The organism is Pseudomonas sp. Marseille-Q5115, from assembly GCF_916618905.1.
Lineage (GTDB): Bacteria > Pseudomonadota > Gammaproteobacteria > Pseudomonadales > Pseudomonadaceae > Aquipseudomonas > Aquipseudomonas japonica_A.
In genome coordinates this window covers 2,435,053-2,458,072 of sequence record NZ_CAKAKI010000001.1, presented here as the reverse complement: position 1 = coordinate 2,458,072, position 23,020 = coordinate 2,435,053, and the positions used below count along the sequence as shown (strand labels likewise).

Genomic DNA, 23,020 nt, shown 5'->3' with positions numbered 1-23,020 from the left:
GAGCGCGCCGCGGCAGGGAGAACAGAACAATGGCCAGCGAATTCAACGTGAAGGATTACGGCGCCAAGGGCGACGGTGTAACCGACGACACACAGGCAATCCAGGCAGCCATCGACGCGGCAGCAGCAGCGGGTGGCGGGCAGGTGACCATAGGCGCCGGCACCTTTCGGCTGAGCCCTGGCGAGGACGCAGATGGCGGGTGCCTGTTGGTCAAGGCCGGCGTATCCCTTCAGGGCCTCAGCACCGAGGCCAGCATCCTCAAACTGGCCAGCGGTGTCACGTCAGCCGCCGGCGTCCTGCGGGCCGAGGGCGCGGGGGTACAACTCGGCCATCTGAGTATCGACGGCATCAGCACCGTGGCGGATATCGGGTCGGTGGACGGTGTGGCCGTTAGCCGGGCGAGCGGGGTGGTGATCGACGATGTTGAAGTGCACAACGTCAGCGGTAACGGTTTCGACCTGCGCAGCCTCGGCAGTACGGTAACCCTGCGAAACAGCACTGCCCACGATAACGGCAAGGACGGCGTGATCGCCGACGGCTTGCGCAACAGCGTGTTCGAACACAACGCGTCCTACGCCAACGTGGGCGACGGCTATCAGCTGGGCGGTACCCTGCGCATGCTCGACAGCGATGGCTACGGCAATGCCGGTGATGGCGTGCGCCTGGTGGAAGGGAGCGCGTCGAGCCCCACGAAGGATGACCAGGTAAGCAACATTGTGGTGAGTGGCGGGCATTTCACCGAGAACCGTGAAACGGGCATTCATATCGAGAATGTCGCGGGCTACCGAGTGACCGGTGTAGAAGCCTCGCTGAATTTGTCCTACGGCATACACAGCGATGCCAGCAAGCTGGGTGAAATCACGTTCAACAACGTTCACGAGAACAATCAGCGGATCGAGGGCGCGGAAATACTGCTGACCGGCGTCGTTTATGTGCCCTCATTGAGCGCCCAGTTCATCGACGTTCACGGCAATGTCGTCACCGGGGGCTATTGGTCCAATTCCACGTACGGCATCGCCGAGGCGAGCGGACTGGGCGCAAACAACCGAATCACCGACAACGTGATCAGCCAGGTTGATTACGCCTGGCGGCAAGGCACCCTCAGCAGTGTCATCCGCGACAACCAGATGTTCATTCACCAGTTCGGTACTGGGGCGGCCGATACCCTGACCGGCTCGCTGGCGCGGGAGCTGCTGGTGGGAGGCGGGGGCAATGACCGCATCGATGGCGGCGACAACAACGATATTCTCGTGGGCGGGGCCGGCCGCGACCGGCTGCATGGAGGTAGCGACGGCTGGACCGGCGGAGATACCTTCCGCTTCACCGCCATGACGGACAGCTACCGTGCCGGCGGTGTCTCCCATGCCGACTACATCGACGACTTCGATTCGGAGGACCAGCTCGACCTCACCCAGCTTGGTTTCACTGGCTTGGGAGACGGCCATGGCAGCACTTTGAAGGTCGATGCACACAAGGCCAGCGGCCTGACCTACCTCAGCAGCTTGGACGCCGACGCGCATGGCAACTACTTCGAGTTGATCTTGAACAGCGAGTGGCTACCCAACCTGCAACCGGGCAACTTCCGCGCCCTGGTGCAGGGTGACGCTGCGGCGAACACCTTGAACGGCGGCACCTCGGGCGAAACCCTGATCGGTGCTAACGGCGCGGATATTATTTCGGGCGGAAGGGGCGAAGACCGCCTGATCGGCGGCGAGGGGGCTGATCGGCTGAGCGGCGGCGATGACAGCGACACCTTTGTGTACACCTCGCTCAAGGACAGCTGGCGGGCGGACAATAACGTGTTGGTGCACCGGGACACAGTGATGGATTTCGACCTGGAGGGTAACGACAGTATCGACGTCAGTGCGCTGGGGTTCACCGGCCTGGGTAATGGTTACAACCACACGCTGCTGCTGGAATGGGATACCGGCCGGCGTGAAGGGGTGCTCAAGTCACTGGAAACCGATGCCCTGGGCCGGCATTTCGAAGTCGCGTTCTTCCCTATCAACATTGCCGCGCTGCAATCGGACACCGCGATCATCTTCGCCCATCCCGGGGGATACAACAGCCAGCCCCTGCCGGATAGCGCGTGGGGCGTGCCGGAAACCGAGACGCCATTGACGCTGCTGGGCGCAGCTGCCCCTGAGGTGGAGGCAGTGGCGTGACCCGCCGGCGCTCAGATAACGTGCGCCGAATGCAGCTCCGTCAGGGCTTGCGCCTTGAGTTCGGCCAGTAGTGGATGGCGCCGGTCGCGCGGCTGCGGCAAGGGCACTTCGATTGATTGTCGGACATTGCTGGGGCGGTTGCCCATGATCAACACGCGGTCGCTGAGGTGCAGCGCTTCGTCGATGTCATGGGTGACCAGCAGCAACGCAATGTTGTGCCGTTGCGCCAGCTGCAACAGCAGGTCCTGAAGTTTCATCCGAGTGAAGGCATCGACCGCGCTGAAGGGTTCGTCCAGCAGCAACACCCCTGGCCGGGAGTACAGCCCACGTGCGATGGCGACGCGCTGGGCCATCCCGCCGGAAAGCTCCTTGGGCAAGGCCGTGCCGAAGCCATCCAGCCCGACTTCCTCAAGCAACTGGTTCACCCAGGCCTGATCGAAATGTGCGTCGTCGTGGAAGCCGATGTTTCGCTCCACGCTCAGCCAGGGCATCAGGCGAGGCTCCTGGAACACAAAGGCGGTGTGCTCGGTGCTTTGCCGAAGCTCGCCCGTATAATCGCGCTCCAGCCCTGCGATGATCCGCAGCAGGGTGCTTTTGCCGCACCCGCTGGGGCCCAGCAGGCTGACGATTTCTCCGCGGTGCAAGGTCGCTCTGGCGTTGTGCAGTACCAGCGCTTGGCCGAAGGCCTTTCGGCGCACATGAACATCCAGCAGTACGTCACTCATGGGTGCCTCCCTGGCCCGTATAGGTGTCCCGCCAACGCAACCAGCGGCGCTCGACGCTGGCGAACAGGCCGTCGCTGATTTTGCCGAGCACGGCAAGGGTAATGATCGCCGCCAGTACGATGTCCGGCCGTGACGTTTCGCGACCATCGCTGAGCAGGTACCCCAGGCCTTTGGTGGCCGCGATCAACTCGGCGGCGACCACGAACATCCACGCCATGCTCAGCCCGCTTCGCAGGCCGGTGAACAAACCCGGCATGGCGGCCGGCAACAGGATCCGCCACACCAGACGGCGCCGGCCGAACCCGTACATCTGGCCGACCTCCACCAACCGCCGATCAATGTTGCGTATGGCCGCCACGCCATTTACGTACACCGGGAAGAACGCCCCGATGGCGATCAGAATGATCTTGGAGCTTTCGTCGATACCCAGCCATAACAGCAGCAATGGTACCCAGGCCAGACTGGGGATGGCGCGCAAGCCAGCGAACGTGGGCTCAAGGTAAGCCTCGGCCTCGCGGCTCAGGCCCACCCAGGCCGCGAACACCAACGCCAGTGATGCACCGATGAAGAAACCGATCAGCACCCGCAACAGGCTGGCGCCGATGTGCTTGCCCAGCGGGCCCTGGGCGAGGTCCAGCAGCGTAACGGCCACGTCGCTGGGCGCTGGCATCTGGTAGGCCGGTACCCAGCCCAGCCTTACCACTGCTTCGAGCACCGCGATGATCGCCACCGGCAGCACGCAGGCCTTGAGCGGCGTGCGCCAACGCGAGCGGCCCGGCCCTTGCGATTGCGCCTGTGCGTTGCCCAGGCTTTTGCTCGGCACAGCCATGGCCTCAGTTTTTCCCGATGACGGTGGCGCTGAAGTGAGGATCGAACAGCTGATCCACCACTGCGTTCACGTCGGTACCCTTACGCACCAGCCCCTCGGCTAGCAGGATCGGCGCGGCGGCTTTCAACGCGGCGACATGCTCCGGCCCGGGCTGGGCGTTGCTGAAGTCGGTGCGAGAGATCTGCAGCTTGGCCACCTCCAGCGGCAAGCCGGATTCCTGCGCCAATAGCGCCGCCAGCTCATCGGGGTGCTGGCTGGCCCAGGTGCGGGCTTTCTCGTAGGCCTGGAGCACGGTCTCGATAGTGTGAGGCTGGGCCTTGGCATAGGCTTCGGTCACGCTGATCACCCCATAGCTGTTGAAATCCACGTTGCGGTACAGCAGGCGGGAACCGGCCTGGACCTGGCTCGCGGCAAGCAACGGGTCCAACCCTGCCCAGGCGTCCACTTCACCTTTTTCCAGGGCCGCGCGGCCATCGGGATGTTGCAGGTGCACCAGTTCCACGTCGTCCTTGCTCAGGCCGGCTTGCTGCAGGGCACGCAAGGTGAACAGGTACGGGTCGGTGCCTTTGGTGGCGGCGATTTTCTTCCCTTTCAGGTCGGTCACTGTCTTGATCGGGGAGTCCTTGCGCACGGCGAGGGCGGTCCACTCGGGCCGGCTGGCGATATAAACGGTTTTCAAGGGGCTGCCGTTGGCGCGGCTCAATACCGCGGCAAGGCCTGCGGTGGAGGCGAAGTCGATGCTGCCGCTGTTGATGTATTCCAGCGAACGGTACTGCCCTGGCTCAACACCCAGCTCACTTTAGTGCCAGGCAGCGCTTGTTCCAGCCAACCGAAATGCTTGAGCACCAGGCTGGTGGGCGAGTAATAGGCGTAGTCCAGGTGTACCTCGGCCGGTGGCGTATCAGCCGCCTGGGCGATGCCAGCCCAACTTGCCGATAGGGCAGCGGCCGCGAGCAGGGGCTGGGCCCACCGAAACAAGGGGTGTCTCAACAAAGGTGTGATCATCGGGGGCGTCCTGGCAGGGCTGGCTTGAGAGCTGAAGGGCAGAGCGCGCTGGGTGGCGCATATGCCTGGATGGCGCTAACCCTAAATGATCTAAGCGGCGCCAAATAAATAACATTTTGGTATTTGGCTAGATCATTTGAATTGCCGCTTTTTACGGTGCCCCCATGGCCCGCCCACTTAGGTCAGCGCTTCGGTTTAAAGCTGGCTGATTCGTTTATCATCACCGCACCTTTTATGCCTTGGACCCCCCCCACATGAGCTCCGCGCCCGGCACCTCCACCAGCCGCCTTACCAACTACACAACCTTGGCCGACAGCATGGCCCAGTTGCTGTTTCCTCACGCTGAAGTAGTGCTCCATGACCTGGCCACGCAAACGGTGGTGCACATCGCCAACAACCTGTCCCGGCGCAAGCTGGGGGACGATTCGGCGCTTGAAGAGCTATCAGGGGATGTGAACACCCAGCGCAGCTTTGGCCCCTACGAAAAGCTCAACTGGGATGGGCGGCGTATTCGTTCGGTCACCAGCGTGCTGCATAACGAGGAGGGCAGGGCGGAGTTCGCGCTGTGCATCAACCTGGACTATTCGGTGCTCGAACAGGCGCGCGACGCCTTGAACCTGTTCTTCCAGGCCAGCCGGATGGTCGCGCAACCCCAAGCCTTGTTCCGCGATGATTGGCAAGAGCGCATCAATACCTTCCTGCACGGCTGGCTGCAGGAACGGCACCTGGCGATCAGCGGATTGAGCCGCGATCAGAAGCGCGAGCTGGTTGAAGCGTTGTATCGGGAAGGCGCGTTCGACGGCCGCAGCGCCCATGATTACGTGGCCAGCGTGCTGAACATGGGGCGGGCGACCGTTTATAAATACGTCAAGGCATGCCGGGCCGTTTGAAGGCACGCCCGTTTACAGCCCAGCGCAGGCCCGGAACGCGCAGCGGGCTATCACTGCGTCCTGAACTGCCACGCCCGTCAAGTCCGCCAAGGTAATCTGCTCATCATTTCGGCGCCCCTCAGCGTTGCCGGCCAGCACATGGCCCAGCTCCACGAGACGCTCCGGCTGCAGCAGCCCGGCCTTGACAGCATGGGACAGTTCGCCGAATTCGCTGCACTGGGCGATCGAGTCCGCCACCAACACATCTGCAGCGGCTACCAGTTCCGGCTCCAGTTCCTGTTTGCCGTGCGCATCCGCACCCACCGCAGTGATGTGCGTACCGGGGCGTATCCATTCGCGCCTGAGCAACGCCTCCCGTGAAGGCGTGGTAGTCACGATCAGGTTGGCGGCACGGGCAACCTGCTCAGCGCTCAGCGTGGTGGTAACGGTGAAGCCCAGCCCTTGCGCGAATTGCCGATAGTCCGCCAGCGCTTGGGCCGTGCGCCCCCATACCGTGACCTGGCGGCAGGGTGTGACAGGCATCAGGTACTCCAATTGCAGGCGGGCCTGGCTACCGGTACCAAGGATGCCGATGCCTTGCACCAAAGACGGTGCCAACGCGCGGGCGGCGATCTGACCGGCAAGGGCGGTACGCAATGAGGTGAGCCAGCCTTCATCCTGCAGCAGGGCCAACGGCTGGCCAGTGTTGGCGCACAACACCATCATCAGCCCGCTGTTGCTGGGCAAGCCCTTGGCCGGGTTGGCATAAAAGCCTGTAGAGACTTTCACTGTGAAGGTATCGGAGCCTTCGACCCAGGCGGATTTCACACAGCAATCGCCATTGGCCTGTTCGAACGCGAAATGCTGGACCGGGGGCACTTTCACGTTGCCTTGGGAGTACGCGGTAAACCCTTCACGCAAGGCCTGTGCAGCGAACTCGGCATTGATCGAAGCGGCTATCTGCTGCTGGGTGAACACCTTCATTGGATGGCCCCCAAAAACTTCTCCAGCAGTATGTTGCGCCCGCAAATCACTACTGCCACGTGCTTGCCCTGATAGTCGGTTGCCAGCTTCAGGGCGCCCGCCACTGCCACGCCGGCCGCGCCTTCGATCATCCAGCGCTCGAACCGCGCAACGGCTTTCATCGCTGTGCGGATCTCGTCTTCGTTTACCAGTACCGTGCGATCAATCACGCGCTGACACAGGGGAAACGTGATGCTGCCCGGCTCGATACCGCCGGCCGTGCCGTCGGAGAGGGTGTCTGCTTCTTCCATTTCGATAATGTGCCCCGCCGCCAGCGAGCGCTCCAGTGTCGGCGCATTGGCCGGCCAGCAGCCGATGATCTGCGCGTTTGGCTTGAGCTGCCGAATGGCCGTACCGATCCCGGACACCATTCCACCGCCACCTACCGCTACGAATACCGCATCCACCTGCGGTAACTGCTCGGCGATTTCCATGCCGATGGTGCCTTGGCCAGCGATAACCTGCGCATCGTTGTACGGAGAAACGAACAGCTTGCCTTGCCGTTGTGCCTCGGCGGCAGCCTCCAGCTCCACGGCCAGCGGATCGGTGTCGAGGGTGACCACCTCGGCACCCAAGGCGCGGATGGCATCGAGCTTCAGCGCCGAGGCCGTGGTGGTGGCGTACACCGTGACCGGAACACCCGCTTCATGGCCGGCGAGCGCCACCCCAAGCCCGTGATTGCCCGAGGAAGCAGTGATCACGCCGCCGCGGCGTTGGGCCTCGGTGAGCAAGCGGACCTTGTTGCTGGCGCCGCGAAACTTGAACGAGCCTGTGCGCTGCAGGTGCTCACACTTGAGGTGCACATGGCAGCCAGTAAGCGCTGCCAGCTGTGAGCTGTAGGCGAGGGGTGTTTCAAGCACTGTAGGGCGAAGGGCTTGGTGCGCTTGTTGGATAGCATCGAAAAGGGCAGGTAGGGGGTGATTGTCGGGCATTGGGGGCCTGGTTCGAGAGGTTTGGCAAATGGGTTCGCCGGTTGCGCCGGCTCCCACAACATGTGTGGAATATAAGTCCAGTAAGGATAAAAAGTCTACATAGGGGCAAATCGCTATCCAATTCGATGATTCAGCCAATCCACACAATCAATACCGTTCATCGGCCTTTGCTGTGATACCGTGCGCCCGCTTCGTAACAGGGCGTGACTCCGCTCTGCGACGGGCCTTCTATAAGCAGCGATGGCCGCTGCTGTCTGTATTGAATAACCTGCCTTGACCGTCCGATGGAATGTCGGATGCCGTCGCAGTTGATGGAATCCTCGTTTTGCTTACCTCGATTTTTGCTTTCAGACGGCCGCTGCGCCGTCTTGCCTGTGTTGCGCTTGGTTGCGCGGGGGCGATAGCGCCTTGGGCTGGCCTCCACGCCGAGGGCTGGCAAAGCAGGGCCACGATGTCCGGCGACTGGGGCGGTGAGCGTTCCAGGCTGGTGGATGAAGGCATCCGGTTTACCGGGGACTACAGTGGAGAAACCGTCTACAACGCCCACGGTGGCAAGCAGCGGGGCACACGGTATTCACAGAACCTAAAGCTCGGTGTGCGCTTTGAACTGGACAAGCTGTTGGGCCTGGAGCACGGCGGGAGGGTCCAGGTGACCCTCAACGACCGGCGCGGCAACAGCGGCTCCGATGACCTGATCGGCAACCGGCTGCCTGTGCAGGAGAACTACGGTGGCTTGTACACGCGCCTTACCGAGCTGAGCTACGAAAACACGCTGTTCACGCCGGATCTGGACGTGAAGCTTGGCTTCATGGCCATGGGCAACGATATCGGCGGGCTGAGCACCGGCATTCTCTGCAACTTCATGAACGCGGGCTTCTGCGGTCATGCGCTGTCCATGTCGGGCGGCAGTGGCTGGAGCAACTACCCCAACGGCCATCTCGGTGCAATCGCCCGTTACCGATTCAATCCCGAATTCGCGCTTCAGGTCGCGGCGTTCAAGGTTGATGCTGCGAGCAATGGCGATTCGAGCCGCGCCTGGCATGTGACCCCCAAGGACAGCACCGGCAATGTGTTGCCCGTGGAGTTGATCTATACGCCGCACGGTGCGCTGCCGGGCGAGTACCGGCTGGGTTACTACTACGACACTTCCGATGCCCCTCGCATCGGCAGCGACAACACCGTGGCCGGCCGCGATGGCGCCTACTTCCTCATGGACCAGGCCGTGTGGGCTTCGGCGGCCGACCCCGCCCGCAACCTCCATGTCTTTGGACAGATCGCCGATGCCAGCGCCGCCGCATCGCCGTTCAAGCGATGGTATTCCGCTGGCCTGGCGCTGAAGAAGCCGTTTGACAGCCGCCCGAACGATACCGTCGCCGTAGGCTATGGCCGTGCCGTGTTCAATTCCCGCAGCCGCGACGTGCAAGAGCAGGCTGCCGTTGCCAATGGCCAGGATTTTCCCGACCTGAGCAGTGGCGAAGGGCTGGTCGAGATGACCTATGGCGCTCAGCTCTCGCCCTGGCTGCTGGTGCGCCCTTCGCTTCAATACATCATCGAGCCGGGGGCCTTCTATGGCACCGAAACGGCCAATGCGCTGGTGTTCGGCGTACAGGTAAAAGCAGCTTTATGAGTTCTGAACGCAGTGAACACTGCGTATGTCCACAATCTACCTACCTTCATTGGTATTTGCCTCCACAGGCTCAAGCGTTAGAAGGAGCACACAATGTCTAACCCCCACCCCACGGCGGCCGGCGGCCGCTGGCTTGTCTGGATAGCCGCCCTCGGCACACTCGTGTTCGGCCTGTTGTTTACCGCGGGGGGCGGCTACCTCGCCTCGCTGGGCGGCAGCTGGTACTTCCTGCTCGCGGGCATCGGCATGATCGTGTCCGCCATTCTGTTGTTCAAACGCCGCCTGTGGGGTGCCTGGCTGTTCGCGGTCGTCATGGTGCTGTCCATTGTGTGGGCAGTCGTGGATGCGGGGCTGAACTTCTGGCCCCTGGTTTCGCGGCTGTTCGCGCTGGGCGTGCTCAGCCTGGTGGTAGCACTGGTTTACCCTTCGCTGCGCAAATCCAATGGGTTGGTTGGCGGGCGCCTGGGCTACGGCCTCAGCGCCGTGCTGGTCATCGCACTGGCAGCGGGCTTCTGGGGCATGTTCCTGCCGCACAGCCCGGTATCGCCCAGCGGTGACGGCCCGGGGCTGACCAAGGTCGATCCGGCCAAGGCGCAGAAAAACTGGGACAACTACGGTAACGATGCAGGCGGCAGCCGGTTCGCCGCGCTGGACCAGATCAACCGGGACAACGTGTCCAAGCTGGTCCCGGCCTGGACCTATCACACCGGTGACGTGGCCATCAGCGATGGCAATGGCGCGGAAGACCAGCTCACCCCTCTGCAAGTGGGCGACAAGGTATTTATCTGCACCCCGCACAACAACGTGATCGCGCTCGACGCCGATACCGGCAAAGAGCTGTGGAAGCGGCAGATCAATGCCAAATCCGCCGTGTGGCAGCGTTGCCGCGGGCTGGCCTATTTCGATGCCAGCGCCGCCGTGGCGCAGCCTGCTGACTCCAGCACGCCAGCCACCCCGGTCTCGATCCCGGCTGGCGCCAACTGCCAGCGTCGCCTGCTCACCAACACCATCGACGCGCGGCTGATCGCTGTGGATGCCGACACTGGTGAATTCTGTCAGGGCTTTGGTGACAACGGCCAGGTAGACCTCAAGGCCGGCTTGGGCAGCGTGCCGGACTCCTACTACCAACTGTCCTCGCCGCCCTTGATGGCCGGCACCACCGTGGTGGTGGGTGGTCGCGTGGCTGACAACGTGCAGGCTGACATGCCTGGCGGTGTGATCCGTGGTTTCGATGTGGTCACCGGCGCCATGCGCTGGGCCTTCGACCCGGGCAACCCGCAGGACAAGCAAGCGCCGGCGAACGACAGCACCTACGTGCGCAGTACGCCCAACAGCTGGGCACCGATGTCTTATGATCCAGCCACCAACACCGTGTTCCTGCCGATGGGCAGCCCGTCCACCGACATTTATGGCGTGAAACGCACCGAGCTCAACCACAAGTACGGCGCGTCGGTGCTGGCGTTGAACGCTACGACCGGCGACGAGAAGTGGGTATTCCAGACCGTCCATAACGACCTCTGGGACTTCGACCTGCCAATGCAGCCGACCTTGATCGACTTCCCTCAGGCCGACGGCAGCAAGGTGCCAGCCGTGGTGATCGGTACCAAGGCCGGGCAGATCTATGTGCTGGACCGCGCCACCGGCAAGCCGCTGACCGACGTGCAGGAAGTGCCGGTGAAGGCGGCGGACATCCCGAACGAACCGTACTCGCCTACCCAGCCGCGTTCGGTGGGCATGCCGCAGATCGGTGCGCAGCACTTGACTGAGTCGGACATGTGGGGCGCCACCCCGTTCGACCAGATGCTGTGCCGTATCTCGTTCAAGAAAATGCGTTATGACGGCCTGTACACCGCGCCGGGCACTGATGTGTCCCTGAGCTTCCCGGGCTCACTGGGCGGCATGAACTGGGGCGGCGTCTCCACCGACCCGGTACACGGCTTCATTTTCGTCAACGACATGCGCCTGGGCCTGTGGATTCAGATGGTGCCCGCCGAGCGTGAGGCCCGGGCCTCGTCCGGTGGCGAAGCGATCAACACCGGCATGGGTGCGGTGCCGCTCAAAGGCACGCCTTATGCTGTGAACAAGAACCGCTTCCTGTCCCTGGCCGGCATTCCTTGCCAGGCGCCGCCGTTTGGCACGTTGAGCGCAGTGGACCTGAAAACCCGCAAGATCGCTTGGCAGGTGCCGGTGGGTACTGTTCAGGACACCGGCCCGCTGGGGATCAAGATGGGGCTGCCGCTGCCCATCGGCATGCCTACCTTGGGCGGTACCTTGTCTACCCAGGGTGGCCTGGTGTTTATCGCCGGTACCCAGGATTACTACCTGCGTGCGTTCAACTCGGCCACCGGGGAAGAAGCCTGGAAAGCCCGCCTGCCGGTGGGCAGCCAAGGCGGCCCGATGACCTTCGTGTCGCCAAAGACCGGCAAGCAGTACGTGGTGATCACCGCCGGTGGGGCGCGGCAGTCGCCTGATCGTGGCGATTATGTGATTGCCTACGCATTGCCGGAGAAGGACTGACAAGAAAGGATGTGCCGCTGGTCCAGCGGGAGGCACTAGTGGCCTCCCGCTGCGCTCACAACCTTGAGCGCGGATCTTCTGCGCTGTGCACAGGAGAGTGATCATGGTTAATGACGACAATGGCACAGCAAGCCCGTACCCAGGTCCAGCAGGTGCGGACAGCGACGAGGAGCTGCTCGATGAAGAAGGCGGTTCGTCGGATGTCGAGCAGGGCGATGGCAACGAAGCGCCGGTGACCCCACCGGTGGACGATGATGAAGAGCCATCGCCGGGCAATGCCGTCTGAGTACGCTTGGTAGCCTCGGCCTCGCTTGTTGCGGGGCCGAGCCGTTTTACCTTCCATCCACCCGCGCCATCCCTGCCTAAACTTTCCCCTGCCTTTGCCGCTAACCGTGCATACCCGGCGTGCTTCGCCGCTTGAGCCACGGAACCTCTCATGAACCTGCGATCCCTCAAAATTGCCAAACGCAGCGTTGTCTGTTTTGGCCTCATTGCCTTCGTGTTGGCCGCCCTCGGCCTGTTCGGCTTGTACCAGATGGCGGGTATTCGCGCGCAAGCCAAACTGGTTTCGGAGGAGAACGTTCCTGGCATCATCGCCAGCGACGCCATCGCGCTGCAACTGGCGCGGGTACGTATTCAGGTATTGCGCATGGTTGCGGTTCCTGCCACGGCGGGCGAAACCCTGCAAGGGCTGCACAAGATCGGCAACACGCTCGATGAGCTGTTCAAGGCCTACCGGCCAATGATCGGAAGCCAGATCGAGCAGTCCAGCTACGATCAGCTGTTCACGCTATACACCGCCTACATGCAACAGGCTGACCATGTAGCTGCCCTGGTGAGCGCCGGTGATGTGGATGCTGCACGCGACTATTTCACCCATACCATGACCGACGCCGGCACTCGGATGAACGAGCTGTCCGCGGCGCTTCAGCAGGAAAACATCGACGAGTCCCGCGAGCACAACCACAATGGCGACGCCCTGTACGGCGAGTCCCGCTCGGTGACCCTGGCGGCCATCGTACTGGCGCTGGCACTGACGGTTCTGCTGTCGTGGCGCCTCACCCGTAGCCTGATCCGGCCGATCGAAAGCGCCGTCGCTGCGGCCCAGAATATCGCCGCGGGCGACCTGACCGCGCGGCTCGACACCCGCGGCACCGACGAAGCGGCGTTGCTGCTGCAGGCCATGGCGTCGATGCAGGGTACGCTGAGGGATACGTTGGAGCGGATCATGCTGTCGGCCCAGCAGCTGGCCTCGTCCACCGAGGAGATGAGTGCGGTGATGAGCGAAAGCGCGACCGGGCTGGCCCAGCAGAACGACGAGATCGAGATGGCCGCCACAGCCGTGACCGAGATGAGCCAAGCGGTAGACGAAGTTGCCTCCAACGCAACCTCAGCCTCGTCGCAAACCCGAACGGCGAGCGAAACGGCGCTCCGCGGCCAAGGCCAGTTGGGCGATACCCTCTCGGCCATTGGTTCGCTGACCGACAACGTATTGGGCGCTTCCGAACACGCCCGCAACCTGGCCGAGCAAGCCCACGGCATCACCAAGGTGCTGGACGTGATCCGCGCCGTGGCCGAGCAAACCAACCTGTTGGCGCTGAACGCCGCCATCGAGGCTGCCCGCGCGGGCGAAGCGGGGCGTGGGTTCGCGGTAGTCGCCGATGAAGTACGTTCGTTGGCCAGCCGTACGGGTGAGTCCACCCGGGAAATCGAGTCGATGATCTCCAGCATCCGTGCCGGCACCACACAGACGGTAGATGCCTTGCTGACCAGTGCCGACCAGGCCCGGGTTACCCAGGAGCAGGCCCATGCGGCCAAGGATGCGTTGAGCAGTATTTCGGTTGCCGTGTCGGCAATCGACGAGCGCAACGTGGTGATCGCCAGTGCCGCCGAGCAACAGGCTCAGGTGGCCAGAGAGGTTGACCGTAACCTCGTGCGCATCCGTGACCTGTCGATCAGAACCTCAGCAGGCGCCGAGCAAACCCATGCGGCCAGCCAGGAGCTGTCCCGGTTGGCCTCCGACCTCAGTGGGCTGGCGCAGCGGTTCAAGGTTTAAAACACATTCACTTCAAAGGGCGCCATCTGCGCCCGGAATCGCTCGCCGGCGAAGGTTTTGGTGATGGTTTGTTGCTGCGCTTGTTGCCATAGCTCAAGCGCGGCCTGCCGTGCCAGCTCCGAGCGCTCCATGGTCGGCTGCAGGGTGCGCATGGCGGCATAGGTGGCGCAAAGCATCACGGTAAGGTGTGCAGGGTCTTTGGTGTCCGCCGCGAACCGGGCATTGGCCAGCTTTCCCGATTTGGCGATATCGAACGTCATGTCGATTTCGGCGCCGTCGCGCTCCAGTTTCTGCTTGATCACCGCACCGTTCTTGAACGTTCGCGGCTTCTGGAAGGTGACGGTTCGGCAGTCCTGCTCCTCGGGCAGGTGCTGCTTGATCCCGGCCAGCAGTGCCGGGGCCGTGAGCTCCAGGCCTTCCCCGGGTCCGGTTTTCGCCGGGGCTTTGGTGGCTGCTTGGGTAGAAAGCACGGCTAGCGAAACGAGACAGGGCAGTAGCAGGCGGGCGAGCATTCGGTAATTCCTTCAGATAAGAAAAACCCGCCGAAGCGGGTTCCAGTAGCCTTGGCTGGAGCTTTATCAGGCGGCGATGGCCTCGATCCATTCTTTACCCTGCAAGGTAAAGGTTGCCGTTTCGCGGGGGATCGTCGTTTTGGGGGCCTGATACGGCCCGTATTGAATATGGCAGTACGCTGAATAGAGGCCCCGCATCGCAATGTCCGCCGGCCCGGGGACCTCTTGAGGCCCTCGTTTTTCCCAATTGGCTACGGTTTGGACGTCCACGCGCAGGATTGCCGCGAGTTCTGCCTGTACCAGGTCCTGCTCCTTGCGCAAAAACCGGAACTGATGCCCAGTCATTGGGGATCCTTGTGTGACAATTTCTGCGGCAATGGCGCGGTGCAAGCCTTGGACATTTTCGATCCGAACGCCCTGGCCATAAGGCGTCTGAAGAATTTCATAGCCATTCTTCAGGTAGATCCCTTCGAGGCCGCTACCTTTGTATTCGTACATTTTCATACCTCCCATACCGTAACGGCAAAGAGCTCGCCTGGCTCTGGGCTCGGTTTCACGGCGACCACAACGCAGGCGATATCCCTTGGTTGGGGCTCGCTCATACGAAATTTAAACATATTGTGTTCATTATCAAAGGACGGTTCATCAAGAATCAACCCTCGCTGTAGGCACCTCAGCACCTCGGTGTAGGTGACTCCGCGCTGCTCCATGCGCTGCTGACAATGGTCGGTGATAATTACCCGCCAGGAGTCCATCGCCAGAACGTGCACGATGTCTTCCAATTGCTGTCTCGTCCATAGCGACGTTTTCAATATCGACTGCCTATGATTTTTATAGGTTCAGCCATGGTAAGCCGCTTACCCGGGAAGTCAATCAGTCACCAGGCCGACGGGCTAAAGACGGTTCGTCCTCTATTTACTTCCTGTTTACAGCCAGGCCCAGCACCATGCCCCAACCCCATACCCGCCTGACCTACCGCCAGCCAACCACCGCTGACCTGCCGCGCTTGTTCGCGATCTACAGCGACCCGCGTACCCAGGCCTTCAACCCTGCGGGCGCGTTCACTGATCCCGGCCAGGCCGAGCAACTGCTGATTACCTGGCTGGCGCATTGGGCCGCACATGGCTTTGGCTGGTGGGCAGTGGCGGAGCAGGGCGCGCCGGAGCAGGTCATCGGCTTTGGCGGCGTGGCCTGGCACAGCTACCTGGGCGAGCAACGGCTGAACCTGGGTTACCGCTTGGCCGTGGAAGCCTGGGGCCAGGGTTATGCCACGGAGCTGGCGCAAGCAGCGCTGCGCCATGCCCTCGGCCCTTTGGGCTTCCCGCAGGTATGGGCATTTGTGCGGCCGGATAACGCGGCCTCGATCAAGGTGCTCGAGAAGATCGGCATGCAACCGTGCGGCGTTCTTGACGACGTGCCAGGTCAGCCACCGAGCCGGCTGTTCCGAGCGACTGCCCGGGATGAGTCAGGGAGGCCGTGAGGCTTCGCCTGTCGGTTACTGCCTCGCAAGGCCTGAGAGATCCGGTACAGGGCCATGGCTTTGAAGTATTCCACCCGGTGCGCACCCTCCTTGAGTCGGTTCGGCAGCGTCGCTCGAGCCAAGGTGATCATGACAATGTGTTGGCCTTGCCAGCCGGCGCCGTGGCCGCCGCTTCGGGGTTTCTCATGGCGGCGATTTCCTTGTCGGCAACCGCGTGGTCGAACGCCCCGTCCCACTTGGCAATGGCCAGGGTGCCGATTCCGTTACCGATGAGGTTGGTGACCGCACGCGCTTCGTTGAGGAAACGATCAACCCCAAGCAGTAGCACCAAGCCTACCAGCGGTATTTCCGGTATCACCGAGAGGGTTGCCGCGAGGGTGACGAAGCCGGCACCCGCCACGCCGGCCGAACCTTTCGAGGTCAGCAGCAGAACCCCAAGTACTACCAATTGGTCGGTAAGGGTGAGCGGCGTATTGGTTGCTTGCGCCACGAAGATCGCCGCCATTGTGAGGTAGATGCAAGTACCGTCGGAATTGAACGTGTAGCCCGTCGGCAGCACCATGCCGACCACCGAGCGCTGACACCCCAGCTTCTCCAGCTTGACCATCATGCGCGGCAGCACGGCTTCGGTGGAGCAGGTGCCGAGCGTCACCAGGATTTCGTCCTTGAAATAACGCACGAAGGTAAACAGCGGAATGCCGGCCCAGCGCGCGACGGAGCCCAGTACCACGATGATAAAAAACAGCGTGGTGACGTAAAGCGCCAGCATCAGGTGCCCAAGCGATACCAGGGTGCCGATGCCGTATTTGCCGATGGTGAAGGCCATCCCGGCGCCCGCCCCGATGGGGGCAAGCCGCATGACCATGGCGACGATCCGGAACAGGCTCTGCAGTAGCAGATCGATGATATTGACCAGCGGCTTGGCCACCTCGCCCAGTTGCACGAGCGCAACCCCCATGAACACTGAGACGAATATCACCTGAAGCATGGCGCCCTTGGCAAAAGCGTCCACAAGGGTGGTAGGGATAATGTTCATGAAAAAGCTGATGGCGCCGCCCTGGGCTTCGGCGGCCTGGGTGTAGCCCTTGATGGCGTCGGCGTTGAGCGAACTCACATCGATGTTCATGCCCTCGCCAGGCTTCATGATGTTGACCACCACCAAGCCGATGATCAGCGCCAGGCTTGAAACGACTTCGAAATAGATCAGGGCTTTGCCGCCGATGCGGCCGACCTCCTTGATACTGCCCATCTTGGCAATGCCAACCACGACGGTGCCGAAGATGATGGGTGCGAGAAGCATCTTGATGAGCTTGATGAACCCATCGGCGAGCGGTTGAAGTTTGGCGCCGAAGTCAGGGATGAAGTACCCGATCGCGCCGCCGACGACGATGCCGATCAATACCTGGACGTACAGCAGCTTGTACCAGCGCGTAGCCGTGTTCATGTTTGTACCTCGGTGTTGTTCTTGTATGAGGACAAAAAGCGGCCCGACAGGGGGCCGCTGTTGTGCAGCGTGGATCAGCTTTCGCCCAATTCGCGCATCACCTTGTACAACTCGGCCTTGGCCTCGAACCCCACACCCGGAATGTCCGGCAACCCCACATAGCCGTTCTCCACCCGAATGCCGTCGGCGAACCCGCCGAAGGGCTGGAACACGTCGGGGTACGATTCATTGCCGCCCAGGTGTAGCCCGGCGGCAATGTTCAGGGACATTTGGTGCCCGCCATGGGGTACCACGCGGCGGGAAGACCAGCCCAGCTCCTTCATGACGTCCAGGGTGCGCATGTACTCCACCAGGCCGTAGGAAAGGGCGCAGTCGAATTGAAGGAAGTCCCGGTCCGGGCGCATGCCACCATGGCGCAGCAAGTTGCGTGCGTCCTGATGGGAGAACAGGTTTTCGCCCGTGGCCATGGGCAGTTCATAGTGATTGGCCATCTCAGCCTGCAGGGCATAATCGAGTGGGTCCCCGATTTCTTCGTACCAGAACAGGTTGTACTGCTTGATGGCTTCGGCGTAGGCAATCGCAGTCTTCAAGTCGAATCGGCCGTTGGCATCGACGGCCAGGCGGCGCCCGTCACCCACAACGTCGAGCACGGCTTCGATGCGGCGAATGTCTTCATCGAGCGGAACTGCGCCGATCTTCATCTTCACTACGTCGTAACCGCGATCAAGGTAGCTCTGCATTTCTGCCTTGAGCTTGGTCTGGTCCTTACCGGGGTAGTAGTAGCCGCCTGCGGCATATACCCATACCTTGTCATCAGCGACGCCACCGCGATAACGGTCGGCCAGCAGGCGATACAGGGGTTTGCCCTCGATCTTGGCCACGGCATCCCACACTGCCATGTCGATGGTGCCCACTGCCACGGAGCGCTCGCCGTGGCCGCCAGGCTTCTCATTGCTCATCAGGGTTTTCCAGATGGCGAAGGGGTCGAGGTTATCGTTGACCTCGTCAACCAATGTGGCCGGATCGGCTTCGCTGATCCTCGCGAGAAAACGGTCACGCATCAGCGCGCCCTGGCCATAACGCCCATTGGAGTTGAAGCCATAGCCCACCACGGGTTTGCCGTCTCGAATGACATCAGTGATCACCGCCACCACCGAGCAGGTCATCTTGGAAAAGTCGATGTAGGCATTGGCGATAGGGGAGGCGATAGAGACGGTTTTCTCGCGAATTTCAACGATGCGCATGGCGCTGTCCTCTTGTTGTGAGGACTTCAACTTATGCTTGCGAAGGGCGCCCGCATAATGCTCTTATCGGCGCAGGCAATGCCGAAACGGCATTGCCGGGAATCCTTCCTTGCAGCGTGCGTCAAGCAATGGCCCAGCCTAAGGTCCCTCCCGGATCGAGCGCGATTGCTGCAGGTCATTTGTGACGATGCACAGGAGGCATGGCCGTGGAACTCGCATGGCTAGAAGACTTTATCGCCCTCGCCGAGCAGGGTGGCTTCATTCGCGCCGCCCAGGTGCGGCATGTCACCCAGCCGGCCTTCAGCCGCCGGATCAAGGCGATGGAGCAATGGGTGGGTGTGCCTCTGTTCGAGCGTTCTTCCCAAGGGGCGACGTTGACTCCCGCTGGTGAACACGTGCTCAGTAGTATCCAGGACGCCGCAGTGCGGCTTTACCGGATCCGCGACGACGCGCGGGAGTTCGCCGGTACTGCGGCCAAAAGTTTGCATTTCGCCGCCACCCACTCCCTGTCGTTTACCTTTTTCCCGCGGTGGATTCGCCAAGTGGGGGGCGGCGCGCCTATCCAGGCAGTGAGGCTGTTGTCAGACAGCATGGCTGAATGCGAGCGGATGCTCGTGCACGGCCAGGCGCAATTTCTGTTGAGTCACCGCCATCCGCAAGTGCCGCCTTTACTGCCAGCCGGGCAATTTATCAGCGAGCCCGTGGGCACCGATACGCTCGTGCCGTTGATGGGGAGCGATGCCGAGTTTACCGGCGATATCGAAGCGTTGCCCTACCTTGCGTACACCCGGGAGTCGGGGCTCGGGCGTATTGTGGAGCATCACCTCAAGCACAAGGCGGAATACCTCCACCTGCAGCCAAGCTTCAGTAGCCACCTGGCAGCGGTGCTCACCTCGGTGGCGCTGGAGAATAAAGGGGTGGCCTGGCTGCCTGCCAGCCTCACAGAGCAGGAACGGGCGGATGGCCGATTGGTTCGCGCGCTGGACGAGAGCTGGGACATCCCCCTGGAGATCCATCTGGCCCGGCCGGTGGCGCCTTTGCCTCCCTTCGCCGAAGCGTTCTGGCGGGAGGTAAGCGAGGCTGGCGAAAGCGGCTTTTGACTGCAGCGCCGCTCCTCATCGGCAATACATGGGCACCTCAGCGGCCGCGCTCGGCAATCAACGCCTCTACCTCTGCAACCGTTGGCGAGTAGGCGCCGGCGTGGCTGCAGGACACCGACGCACAAGCGGCGGCGAATACCAGCCGTTGCTGCAGGTCGGTGATGCCCAGCAGCCCCGAGCCCAGCCAGCCGGCCATGCTGGCATCGCCCGCGCCCACGGTATCGGCCACGGTTACCTTCAGCGCGGGTTGCTCGTGGGTGCCCTCGGCGGTGTAGAGCGTCAGCCCGCGTTCGCCCCGGGTAAACAGTACCTGCGCCTCGGGGTTGAGTTCGCGCAGGGCCTGCAGCGCCTGGGCTTCCTCGTAGCCGGGGTACAGGTTTTTCAAGTCTTCATCCGACAGTTTGATCGTGCTCGCCAGCTTCCCCAGGGTGGGGAAGGTCTCTTCGCGGTACCGCGCCGTCATCAGGTTGCGCCAGTTCGGGTCGTAGCTGATGACTTTGCCTGCGGCTTTCGCCTGCTCGGCGGTGCGTATCAGCAAGCTGGCGAGGGGCTCGCGGGCCAGGCTGATACAGCTGAAATGGCAGATTTCCACTTCATCCAACCAACCCTCAGGCAGCGCGTCGAGGCTGAAGCGCAAGTCGGCTTCACCGGCGAAGAAGTACGTGGGTGGGGCGCTGGAAGGCACGACGGCAACCAATGGGTCTGCCTTTACTCGCTGGATGAAACGCATGTCCAGCCCGGCGGCTATCGACTGCTCGGCGATCTCCTCACCCAATGAATCCTCACTGATGGCCCCGCCGAACCCGGTAGCGATGCCTAGCTTGCTGAGGGTGCGGGCCACGTTCCAGGGCGCGCCGCCCGGGTAGCCGCGCCAGTGGCCAGGAGTGGTTTGCACAATGTCGGTAAGCGCTTCGCCGAATACCACGACACGGGGGAGGGACATGCGAGGGGTTCCTTATTGTAGGGAATGCGGTGGCGAACCGGCGCTGGCCTGGCGCCGGTATTCGCTGGGGGTTTGGGCCATTTCATGGCGGAAGTGACGATTGAAATTGGACAGGTTGGCGTAGCCTACGTCGAAACAGATATCGGCTACCGAACGGTGGGTTTGCATCAACAACCTGCACGCCCGCTGCACCCGCAGCTTGCGCATCAGGTCCACGAAGCCGTGGCCGGTCACCCGCTTGAAAAACCGCGAGAAGCCCGCTTCGCTCATGCCAACGCGCTCGGCCGCCACACTCAAGCGGATGTCCCCGGTCAACTCGGCTAGCAGGTACTCGAACGCCTGGGTAATCCGTTCGGCGCTGCGATCATCCAGCACGGGCGAGTAGCAGGGGCTTGCCAGCGGGCGACGGTCCGCCAGGGGTGCCTTGGCCAGGGTGTCGCACAGTTGCAGAAAGCGGGTCAGGCGCTCCAGCCCTCGGGCCAGGCCTACCGCCTCGATCATCACCGCAGCGCGCCTGGCGGTTTGCCCGGTAAATTCCAGGCCCCGGCGCGCACTGCTGAACAGGCCCTTCAGCTCGGCCAGTTCCGGCAACGCACTGGCCAGCCCCAGCAAGGCCTCGCCGTCAAACTGGAGCACTACGTCACGGCCTGGAAGGCGCTCGCCCGGTGTGAGATCGCCGATCCAGTCGTGGGGCAGGTCAGGGCCGATCAGCGCTACATGGCCTGGGCGGAAGGGGCCAATATAGTCGCCCGCCAGCAGCTTGCCGTGGCCGTGGCGTATCAGGTGCAGCTCGAACTCAGGGTGGTGGTGCCAGCGGGCAAGGGGGTAAGGGTAGTCATGCTCGAACCAGCGAAAGCCGTTCCCGGGCTCCGGGAGGATCACTTCCAGTTCGGCGGGCGGATGATCCAGCAGGGTGGCGTGAGTGGCCCGCATACCGGGTACCTGTGTTTTATTGTCGATGTGGCTCGAGCATACCCATGGCCATCTTCACTGACCAGCACGCCGCCTACGCACGATTGATACTTTCTTGTCTTTTTCAGCCCAGGCCCCGATGGGCAAAAAAAGTATCAGTGCAGCGTTCGTGGATCGTTTGTGGGCAACGGGAGTGGGTGCTGTAATCGAGCCGCGCCCGCCATCCGATGTGCCCTCGCTATGGCGGATACAAAAACAAGAACGCTCGTGCCGGCCAGGCATAGAGTGGGAGAACGCCATGAACGCCATCAAACCCATGCAAGCGCTTGCACTGTGTGCCGGGCTGTCGGTCACGCTCATCAGCCATGCGGCGGATACCGTCACCATTGCCACGGTGAACAACAGCGACATGATCCGCATGCAGCGGTTGAGCAAAGTATTTGAAGAACAGCACCCGGGCATCACGCTCAATTGGGTGGTGCTTGAAGAGAACGTGCTGCGCCAGCGGCTCACCACCGACATCGCAACCCAAGGCGGGCAATTCGACGTGCTCACCATTGGCACCTATGAAACGCCCTTGTGGGGCGCAAAGAAGTGGCTCGAACCGTTGCAGGCCCTGCCGGCCAGCTACGACGTCGAAGATATTTTCCCCGCCGTGCGCCAGGGGCTTTCAGTCAATAACGTGATGTACGCGCTTCCGTTCTACGGCGAAAGCACGCTCACCTATTACCGCACAGACCTGTTCAAGCAAGCCGGCCTCACCATGCCGGAACACCCCACCTGGACCCAGTTGGGGGAGTTTGCCAGCAAACTGCATGACCCTGCCAAGGGCCAGTACGGCATGTGCCTGCGTGGCAAGGCCGGCTGGGGCGAAAACATGGCCCTGTTGAGCACCATGGCCAACGCTTTTGGCGCGCGCTGGTTCGACGAGCAATGGAAGCCGCAACTCACCAGCCCCGAATGGACCGCCGCCGCCAACTTCTATGTCGATACCTTGAAAAAGTACGGCCCACCCGGCGTGTCCAGCAACGGTTTCAACGAAACCCTGGCCCTGTTCAACAGTGGCAAATGCGCTTTGTGGGTGGACGCCAGCGTGGCGGGCTCCTTCACCACCGACAAAACCCAGAGCAGGGTGGCCGACCAGGTAGGGTTCGTGGCTGCGCCCGTGGAAGTGACGGACAAGGGCTCGTCCTGGCTGTACGCCTGGTCGCTCGCGATTCCTGCAAGCTCCAAACACAAGGACGCGGCGAAGGCCTTCATCACCTGGGCCACCTCGAAGGAGTACGTGAAGCTTGTCGCCGACAAGGACGGCATCGCCAACGTGCCGCCGGGCACCCGCCAGTCCACCTACAACGACGCTTACCTGAACGCCGCACCGTTCGCCAAGGTGACCCTGGCGATGATGCAGCATGCCGACCCCTCACACCCCTCCGTCCAGCCAGTGCCGTACCAGGGCATCCAGTACGTGGTGATCCCAGAGTTTCAATCCATCGGCACTTCGGTTGGCAAGTTGTTTTCCGCGGCGTTGACCGGGCAGACAAGCGTGGACCAGGCCCTGGCCGCAGCGCAGGCGAGCACGGAACGGGAAATGAAGCGCGCGGGTTACCCCAAGTAGCCGCGTCTGCTCGCTGGCAACT

Annotated in this window: 20 protein-coding genes and 1 pseudogene; 9 read left to right on the top strand and 12 right to left on the bottom strand. The window is 62.3% G+C overall.

Annotated elements, in window-relative coordinates:
* Window positions 1-29: 29 nt before the first annotated feature.
* Entirely contained in the window at window positions 30-2,165 is a 2,136-nt protein-coding gene (locus tag LG385_RS11280) for a glycosyl hydrolase family 28-related protein (protein ID WP_225774364.1), read from the top strand.
* An 11-nt stretch (window positions 2,166-2,176) separates the two neighbouring features.
* On the opposite strand, the gene LG385_RS11275 is transcribed toward LG385_RS11280, so the two are convergent.
* From LG385_RS11275 to LG385_RS11265, 3 genes and pseudogenes are all read right to left on the bottom strand, one after another.
* Window positions 2,177-2,890 carry an ABC transporter ATP-binding protein gene (locus tag LG385_RS11275; RefSeq protein ID WP_225774363.1) on the bottom strand — a complete coding sequence of 238 codons (714 nt, stop codon included), beginning with the start codon at window positions 2,888-2,890 and terminating at the stop codon, window positions 2,177-2,179.
* Entirely contained in the window at window positions 2,883-3,719 is an 837-nt protein-coding gene (locus tag LG385_RS11270) for an ABC transporter permease (protein ID WP_225774362.1), read from the bottom strand. Before LG385_RS11270 ends, LG385_RS11275 begins: the two co-directional genes overlap by 8 nt.
* 4 nt (window positions 3,720-3,723) lie before the next feature.
* Window positions 3,724-4,724 (bottom strand): annotated as a pseudogene (locus LG385_RS11265) (aliphatic sulfonate ABC transporter substrate-binding protein).
* Between the two features lie 254 nt (window positions 4,725-4,978).
* Here LG385_RS11265 and LG385_RS11260 point away from each other — a divergent pair.
* Window positions 4,979-5,614 carry a transcriptional regulator gene (locus LG385_RS11260; RefSeq protein WP_225774361.1) on the top strand — a complete coding sequence of 212 codons (636 nt, stop codon included), beginning with the start codon at window positions 4,979-4,981 and terminating at the stop codon, window positions 5,612-5,614.
* 12 nt (window positions 5,615-5,626) lie between these two features.
* Here LG385_RS11260 and LG385_RS11255 read toward each other — a convergent pair whose 3' ends face one another.
* Together LG385_RS11255 and LG385_RS11250 are read right to left on the bottom strand one after the other, a co-directional pair.
* Window positions 5,627-6,577 carry an ornithine cyclodeaminase family protein gene (locus LG385_RS11255; RefSeq protein ID WP_225774360.1) on the bottom strand — a complete coding sequence of 317 codons (951 nt, stop codon included), beginning with the start codon at window positions 6,575-6,577 and terminating at the stop codon, window positions 5,627-5,629.
* Entirely contained in the window at window positions 6,574-7,548 is a 975-nt protein-coding gene (locus LG385_RS11250) for a threonine/serine dehydratase (RefSeq protein ID WP_225774359.1), read from the bottom strand. The genes LG385_RS11255 and LG385_RS11250 overlap by 4 nt, the downstream gene beginning before the upstream one ends.
* A gap of 451 nt (window positions 7,549-7,999) precedes the next feature.
* On the opposite strand from LG385_RS11250, the gene LG385_RS11245 reads away from it, so the two are divergent.
* The 4 genes from LG385_RS11245 to LG385_RS11230 all read left to right on the top strand — a co-directional run bounded on the left by LG385_RS11245 (window position 8,000) and on the right by LG385_RS11230 (window position 13,748).
* Window positions 8,000-9,175 (top strand): carbohydrate porin, encoded by a 1,176-nt coding sequence (locus LG385_RS11245; protein ID WP_225774358.1) that lies wholly within the window; start codon window positions 8,000-8,002, stop codon window positions 9,173-9,175.
* A 93-nt stretch (window positions 9,176-9,268) separates the two neighbouring features.
* Complete coding sequence (locus tag LG385_RS11240; protein WP_225774357.1) at window positions 9,269-11,692, top strand: glucose/quinate/shikimate family membrane-bound PQQ-dependent dehydrogenase; 2,424 nt, start codon at window positions 9,269-9,271, stop codon at window positions 11,690-11,692.
* Between the two features lie 103 nt (window positions 11,693-11,795).
* Window positions 11,796-11,978 carry a hypothetical protein gene (locus tag LG385_RS11235; protein WP_181114155.1) on the top strand — a complete coding sequence of 61 codons (183 nt, stop codon included), beginning with the start codon at window positions 11,796-11,798 and terminating at the stop codon, window positions 11,976-11,978.
* A gap of 150 nt (window positions 11,979-12,128) precedes the next feature.
* Entirely contained in the window at window positions 12,129-13,748 is a 1,620-nt protein-coding gene (locus tag LG385_RS11230; protein ID WP_225774356.1) for a methyl-accepting chemotaxis protein, read from the top strand.
* Here LG385_RS11230 and LG385_RS11225 read toward each other — a convergent pair.
* The 3 genes from LG385_RS11225 to LG385_RS11215 all read right to left on the bottom strand — a co-directional run bounded on the left by LG385_RS11225 (window position 13,745) and on the right by LG385_RS11215 (window position 15,042).
* A complete protein-coding gene (locus tag LG385_RS11225) occupies window positions 13,745-14,260 on the bottom strand; it encodes a hypothetical protein (RefSeq protein WP_225774355.1) in 516 nt (171 codons plus the stop codon). The two genes, LG385_RS11230 and LG385_RS11225, sit on opposite strands and share 4 nt — an antisense overlap.
* 66 nt (window positions 14,261-14,326) lie before the next feature.
* Window positions 14,327-14,764 (bottom strand): helix-turn-helix domain-containing protein, encoded by a 438-nt coding sequence (locus LG385_RS11220; protein WP_225774354.1) that lies wholly within the window; start codon window positions 14,762-14,764, stop codon window positions 14,327-14,329.
* Window positions 14,761-15,042, bottom strand: a complete 282-nt coding sequence (locus tag LG385_RS11215; protein ID WP_225774353.1) for a DUF4258 domain-containing protein — start codon at window positions 15,040-15,042, stop codon at window positions 14,761-14,763. The genes LG385_RS11220 and LG385_RS11215 overlap by 4 nt, the downstream gene beginning before the upstream one ends.
* Before the next feature lie 164 nt (window positions 15,043-15,206).
* Here LG385_RS11215 and LG385_RS11210 point away from each other — a divergent pair, with 164 nt between their 5' ends.
* Window positions 15,207-15,740 (top strand): GNAT family N-acetyltransferase, encoded by a 534-nt coding sequence (locus LG385_RS11210; RefSeq protein WP_225774352.1) that lies wholly within the window; start codon window positions 15,207-15,209, stop codon window positions 15,738-15,740.
* Window positions 15,741-15,867: 127 nt separating this feature from the next.
* On the opposite strand, the gene dctA is transcribed toward LG385_RS11210, so the two are convergent.
* Together dctA and LG385_RS11200 are read right to left on the bottom strand one after the other, a co-directional pair.
* Window positions 15,868-17,184: a C4-dicarboxylate transporter DctA gene (gene dctA / locus LG385_RS11205; protein ID WP_225774351.1), complete on the bottom strand. Its 1,317-nt coding sequence runs from the start codon at window positions 17,182-17,184 to the stop codon at window positions 15,868-15,870.
* Between the two features lie 74 nt (window positions 17,185-17,258).
* Window positions 17,259-18,428, bottom strand: a complete 1,170-nt coding sequence (locus tag LG385_RS11200) for a mandelate racemase/muconate lactonizing enzyme family protein (protein ID WP_225774350.1) — start codon at window positions 18,426-18,428, stop codon at window positions 17,259-17,261.
* A gap of 206 nt (window positions 18,429-18,634) precedes the next feature.
* Here LG385_RS11200 and LG385_RS11195 point away from each other — a divergent pair, with 206 nt between their 5' ends.
* The gene (locus LG385_RS11195; RefSeq protein WP_225774349.1) at window positions 18,635-19,528 is read left to right on the top strand and encodes a LysR family transcriptional regulator; all 894 of its coding nucleotides are present in this window, start codon (window positions 18,635-18,637) and stop codon (window positions 19,526-19,528) included.
* 37 nt (window positions 19,529-19,565) lie between these two features.
* On the opposite strand, the gene LG385_RS11190 is transcribed toward LG385_RS11195, so the two are convergent.
* Together LG385_RS11190 and LG385_RS11185 are read right to left on the bottom strand one after the other, a co-directional pair.
* The gene (locus tag LG385_RS11190; RefSeq protein WP_225774348.1) at window positions 19,566-20,471 is read right to left on the bottom strand and encodes a carbohydrate kinase family protein; all 906 of its coding nucleotides are present in this window, start codon (window positions 20,469-20,471) and stop codon (window positions 19,566-19,568) included.
* A 12-nt stretch (window positions 20,472-20,483) separates the two neighbouring features.
* On the bottom strand, window positions 20,484-21,404 hold the full coding sequence (locus LG385_RS11185) for a helix-turn-helix domain-containing protein (protein WP_225774347.1): 921 nt from the start codon (window positions 21,402-21,404) through the stop codon (window positions 20,484-20,486).
* 277 nt (window positions 21,405-21,681) lie between these two features.
* Here LG385_RS11185 and LG385_RS11180 point away from each other — a divergent pair, with 277 nt between their 5' ends.
* Window positions 21,682-22,998, top strand: a complete 1,317-nt coding sequence (locus tag LG385_RS11180) for an ABC transporter substrate-binding protein (protein WP_225774346.1) — start codon at window positions 21,682-21,684, stop codon at window positions 22,996-22,998.
* Window positions 22,999-23,020: the final 22 nt, after the last annotated feature.

Excerpts from the sequence above, each read along its gene's own strand:
- LG385_RS11280 (WP_225774364.1), top strand. The coding sequence starts at position 30 with ATGGCCAGCGAATTCAACGTGAAGGATTACGGCGCCAAGGGCGACGGT.
- LG385_RS11200 (WP_225774350.1), bottom strand. The coding sequence starts at position 18,428 with ATGCGCATCGTTGAAATTCGCGAGAAAACCGTCTCTATCGCCTCCCCT.
- LG385_RS11190 (WP_225774348.1), bottom strand. The coding sequence starts at position 20,471 with ATGTCCCTCCCCCGTGTCGTGGTATTCGGCGAAGCGCTTACCGACATT.
- dctA (WP_225774351.1), bottom strand. The coding sequence starts at position 17,184 with ATGAACACGGCTACGCGCTGGTACAAGCTGCTGTACGTCCAGGTATTG.
- LG385_RS11245 (WP_225774358.1), top strand. The coding sequence starts at position 8,000 with ATGTCCGGCGACTGGGGCGGTGAGCGTTCCAGGCTGGTGGATGAAGGC.
- LG385_RS11235 (WP_181114155.1), top strand. The coding sequence starts at position 11,796 with ATGGTTAATGACGACAATGGCACAGCAAGCCCGTACCCAGGTCCAGCA.
- LG385_RS11185 (WP_225774347.1), bottom strand. The coding sequence starts at position 21,404 with ATGCGGGCCACTCACGCCACCCTGCTGGATCATCCGCCCGCCGAACTG.
- LG385_RS11180 (WP_225774346.1), top strand. The coding sequence starts at position 21,682 with ATGAACGCCATCAAACCCATGCAAGCGCTTGCACTGTGTGCCGGGCTG.
- LG385_RS11270 (WP_225774362.1), bottom strand. The coding sequence starts at position 3,719 with ATGGCTGTGCCGAGCAAAAGCCTGGGCAACGCACAGGCGCAATCGCAA.
- LG385_RS11210 (WP_225774352.1), top strand. The coding sequence starts at position 15,207 with ATGCCCCAACCCCATACCCGCCTGACCTACCGCCAGCCAACCACCGCT.
- LG385_RS11260 (WP_225774361.1), top strand. The coding sequence starts at position 4,979 with ATGAGCTCCGCGCCCGGCACCTCCACCAGCCGCCTTACCAACTACACA.
- LG385_RS11225 (WP_225774355.1), bottom strand. The coding sequence starts at position 14,260 with ATGCTCGCCCGCCTGCTACTGCCCTGTCTCGTTTCGCTAGCCGTGCTT.
- LG385_RS11275 (WP_225774363.1), bottom strand. The coding sequence starts at position 2,890 with ATGAGTGACGTACTGCTGGATGTTCATGTGCGCCGAAAGGCCTTCGGC.
- LG385_RS11230 (WP_225774356.1), top strand. The coding sequence starts at position 12,129 with ATGAACCTGCGATCCCTCAAAATTGCCAAACGCAGCGTTGTCTGTTTT.
- LG385_RS11240 (WP_225774357.1), top strand. The coding sequence starts at position 9,269 with ATGTCTAACCCCCACCCCACGGCGGCCGGCGGCCGCTGGCTTGTCTGG.
- LG385_RS11255 (WP_225774360.1), bottom strand. The coding sequence starts at position 6,577 with ATGAAGGTGTTCACCCAGCAGCAGATAGCCGCTTCGATCAATGCCGAG.
- LG385_RS11220 (WP_225774354.1), bottom strand. The coding sequence starts at position 14,764 with ATGAAAATGTACGAATACAAAGGTAGCGGCCTCGAAGGGATCTACCTG.
- LG385_RS11250 (WP_225774359.1), bottom strand. The coding sequence starts at position 7,548 with ATGCCCGACAATCACCCCCTACCTGCCCTTTTCGATGCTATCCAACAA.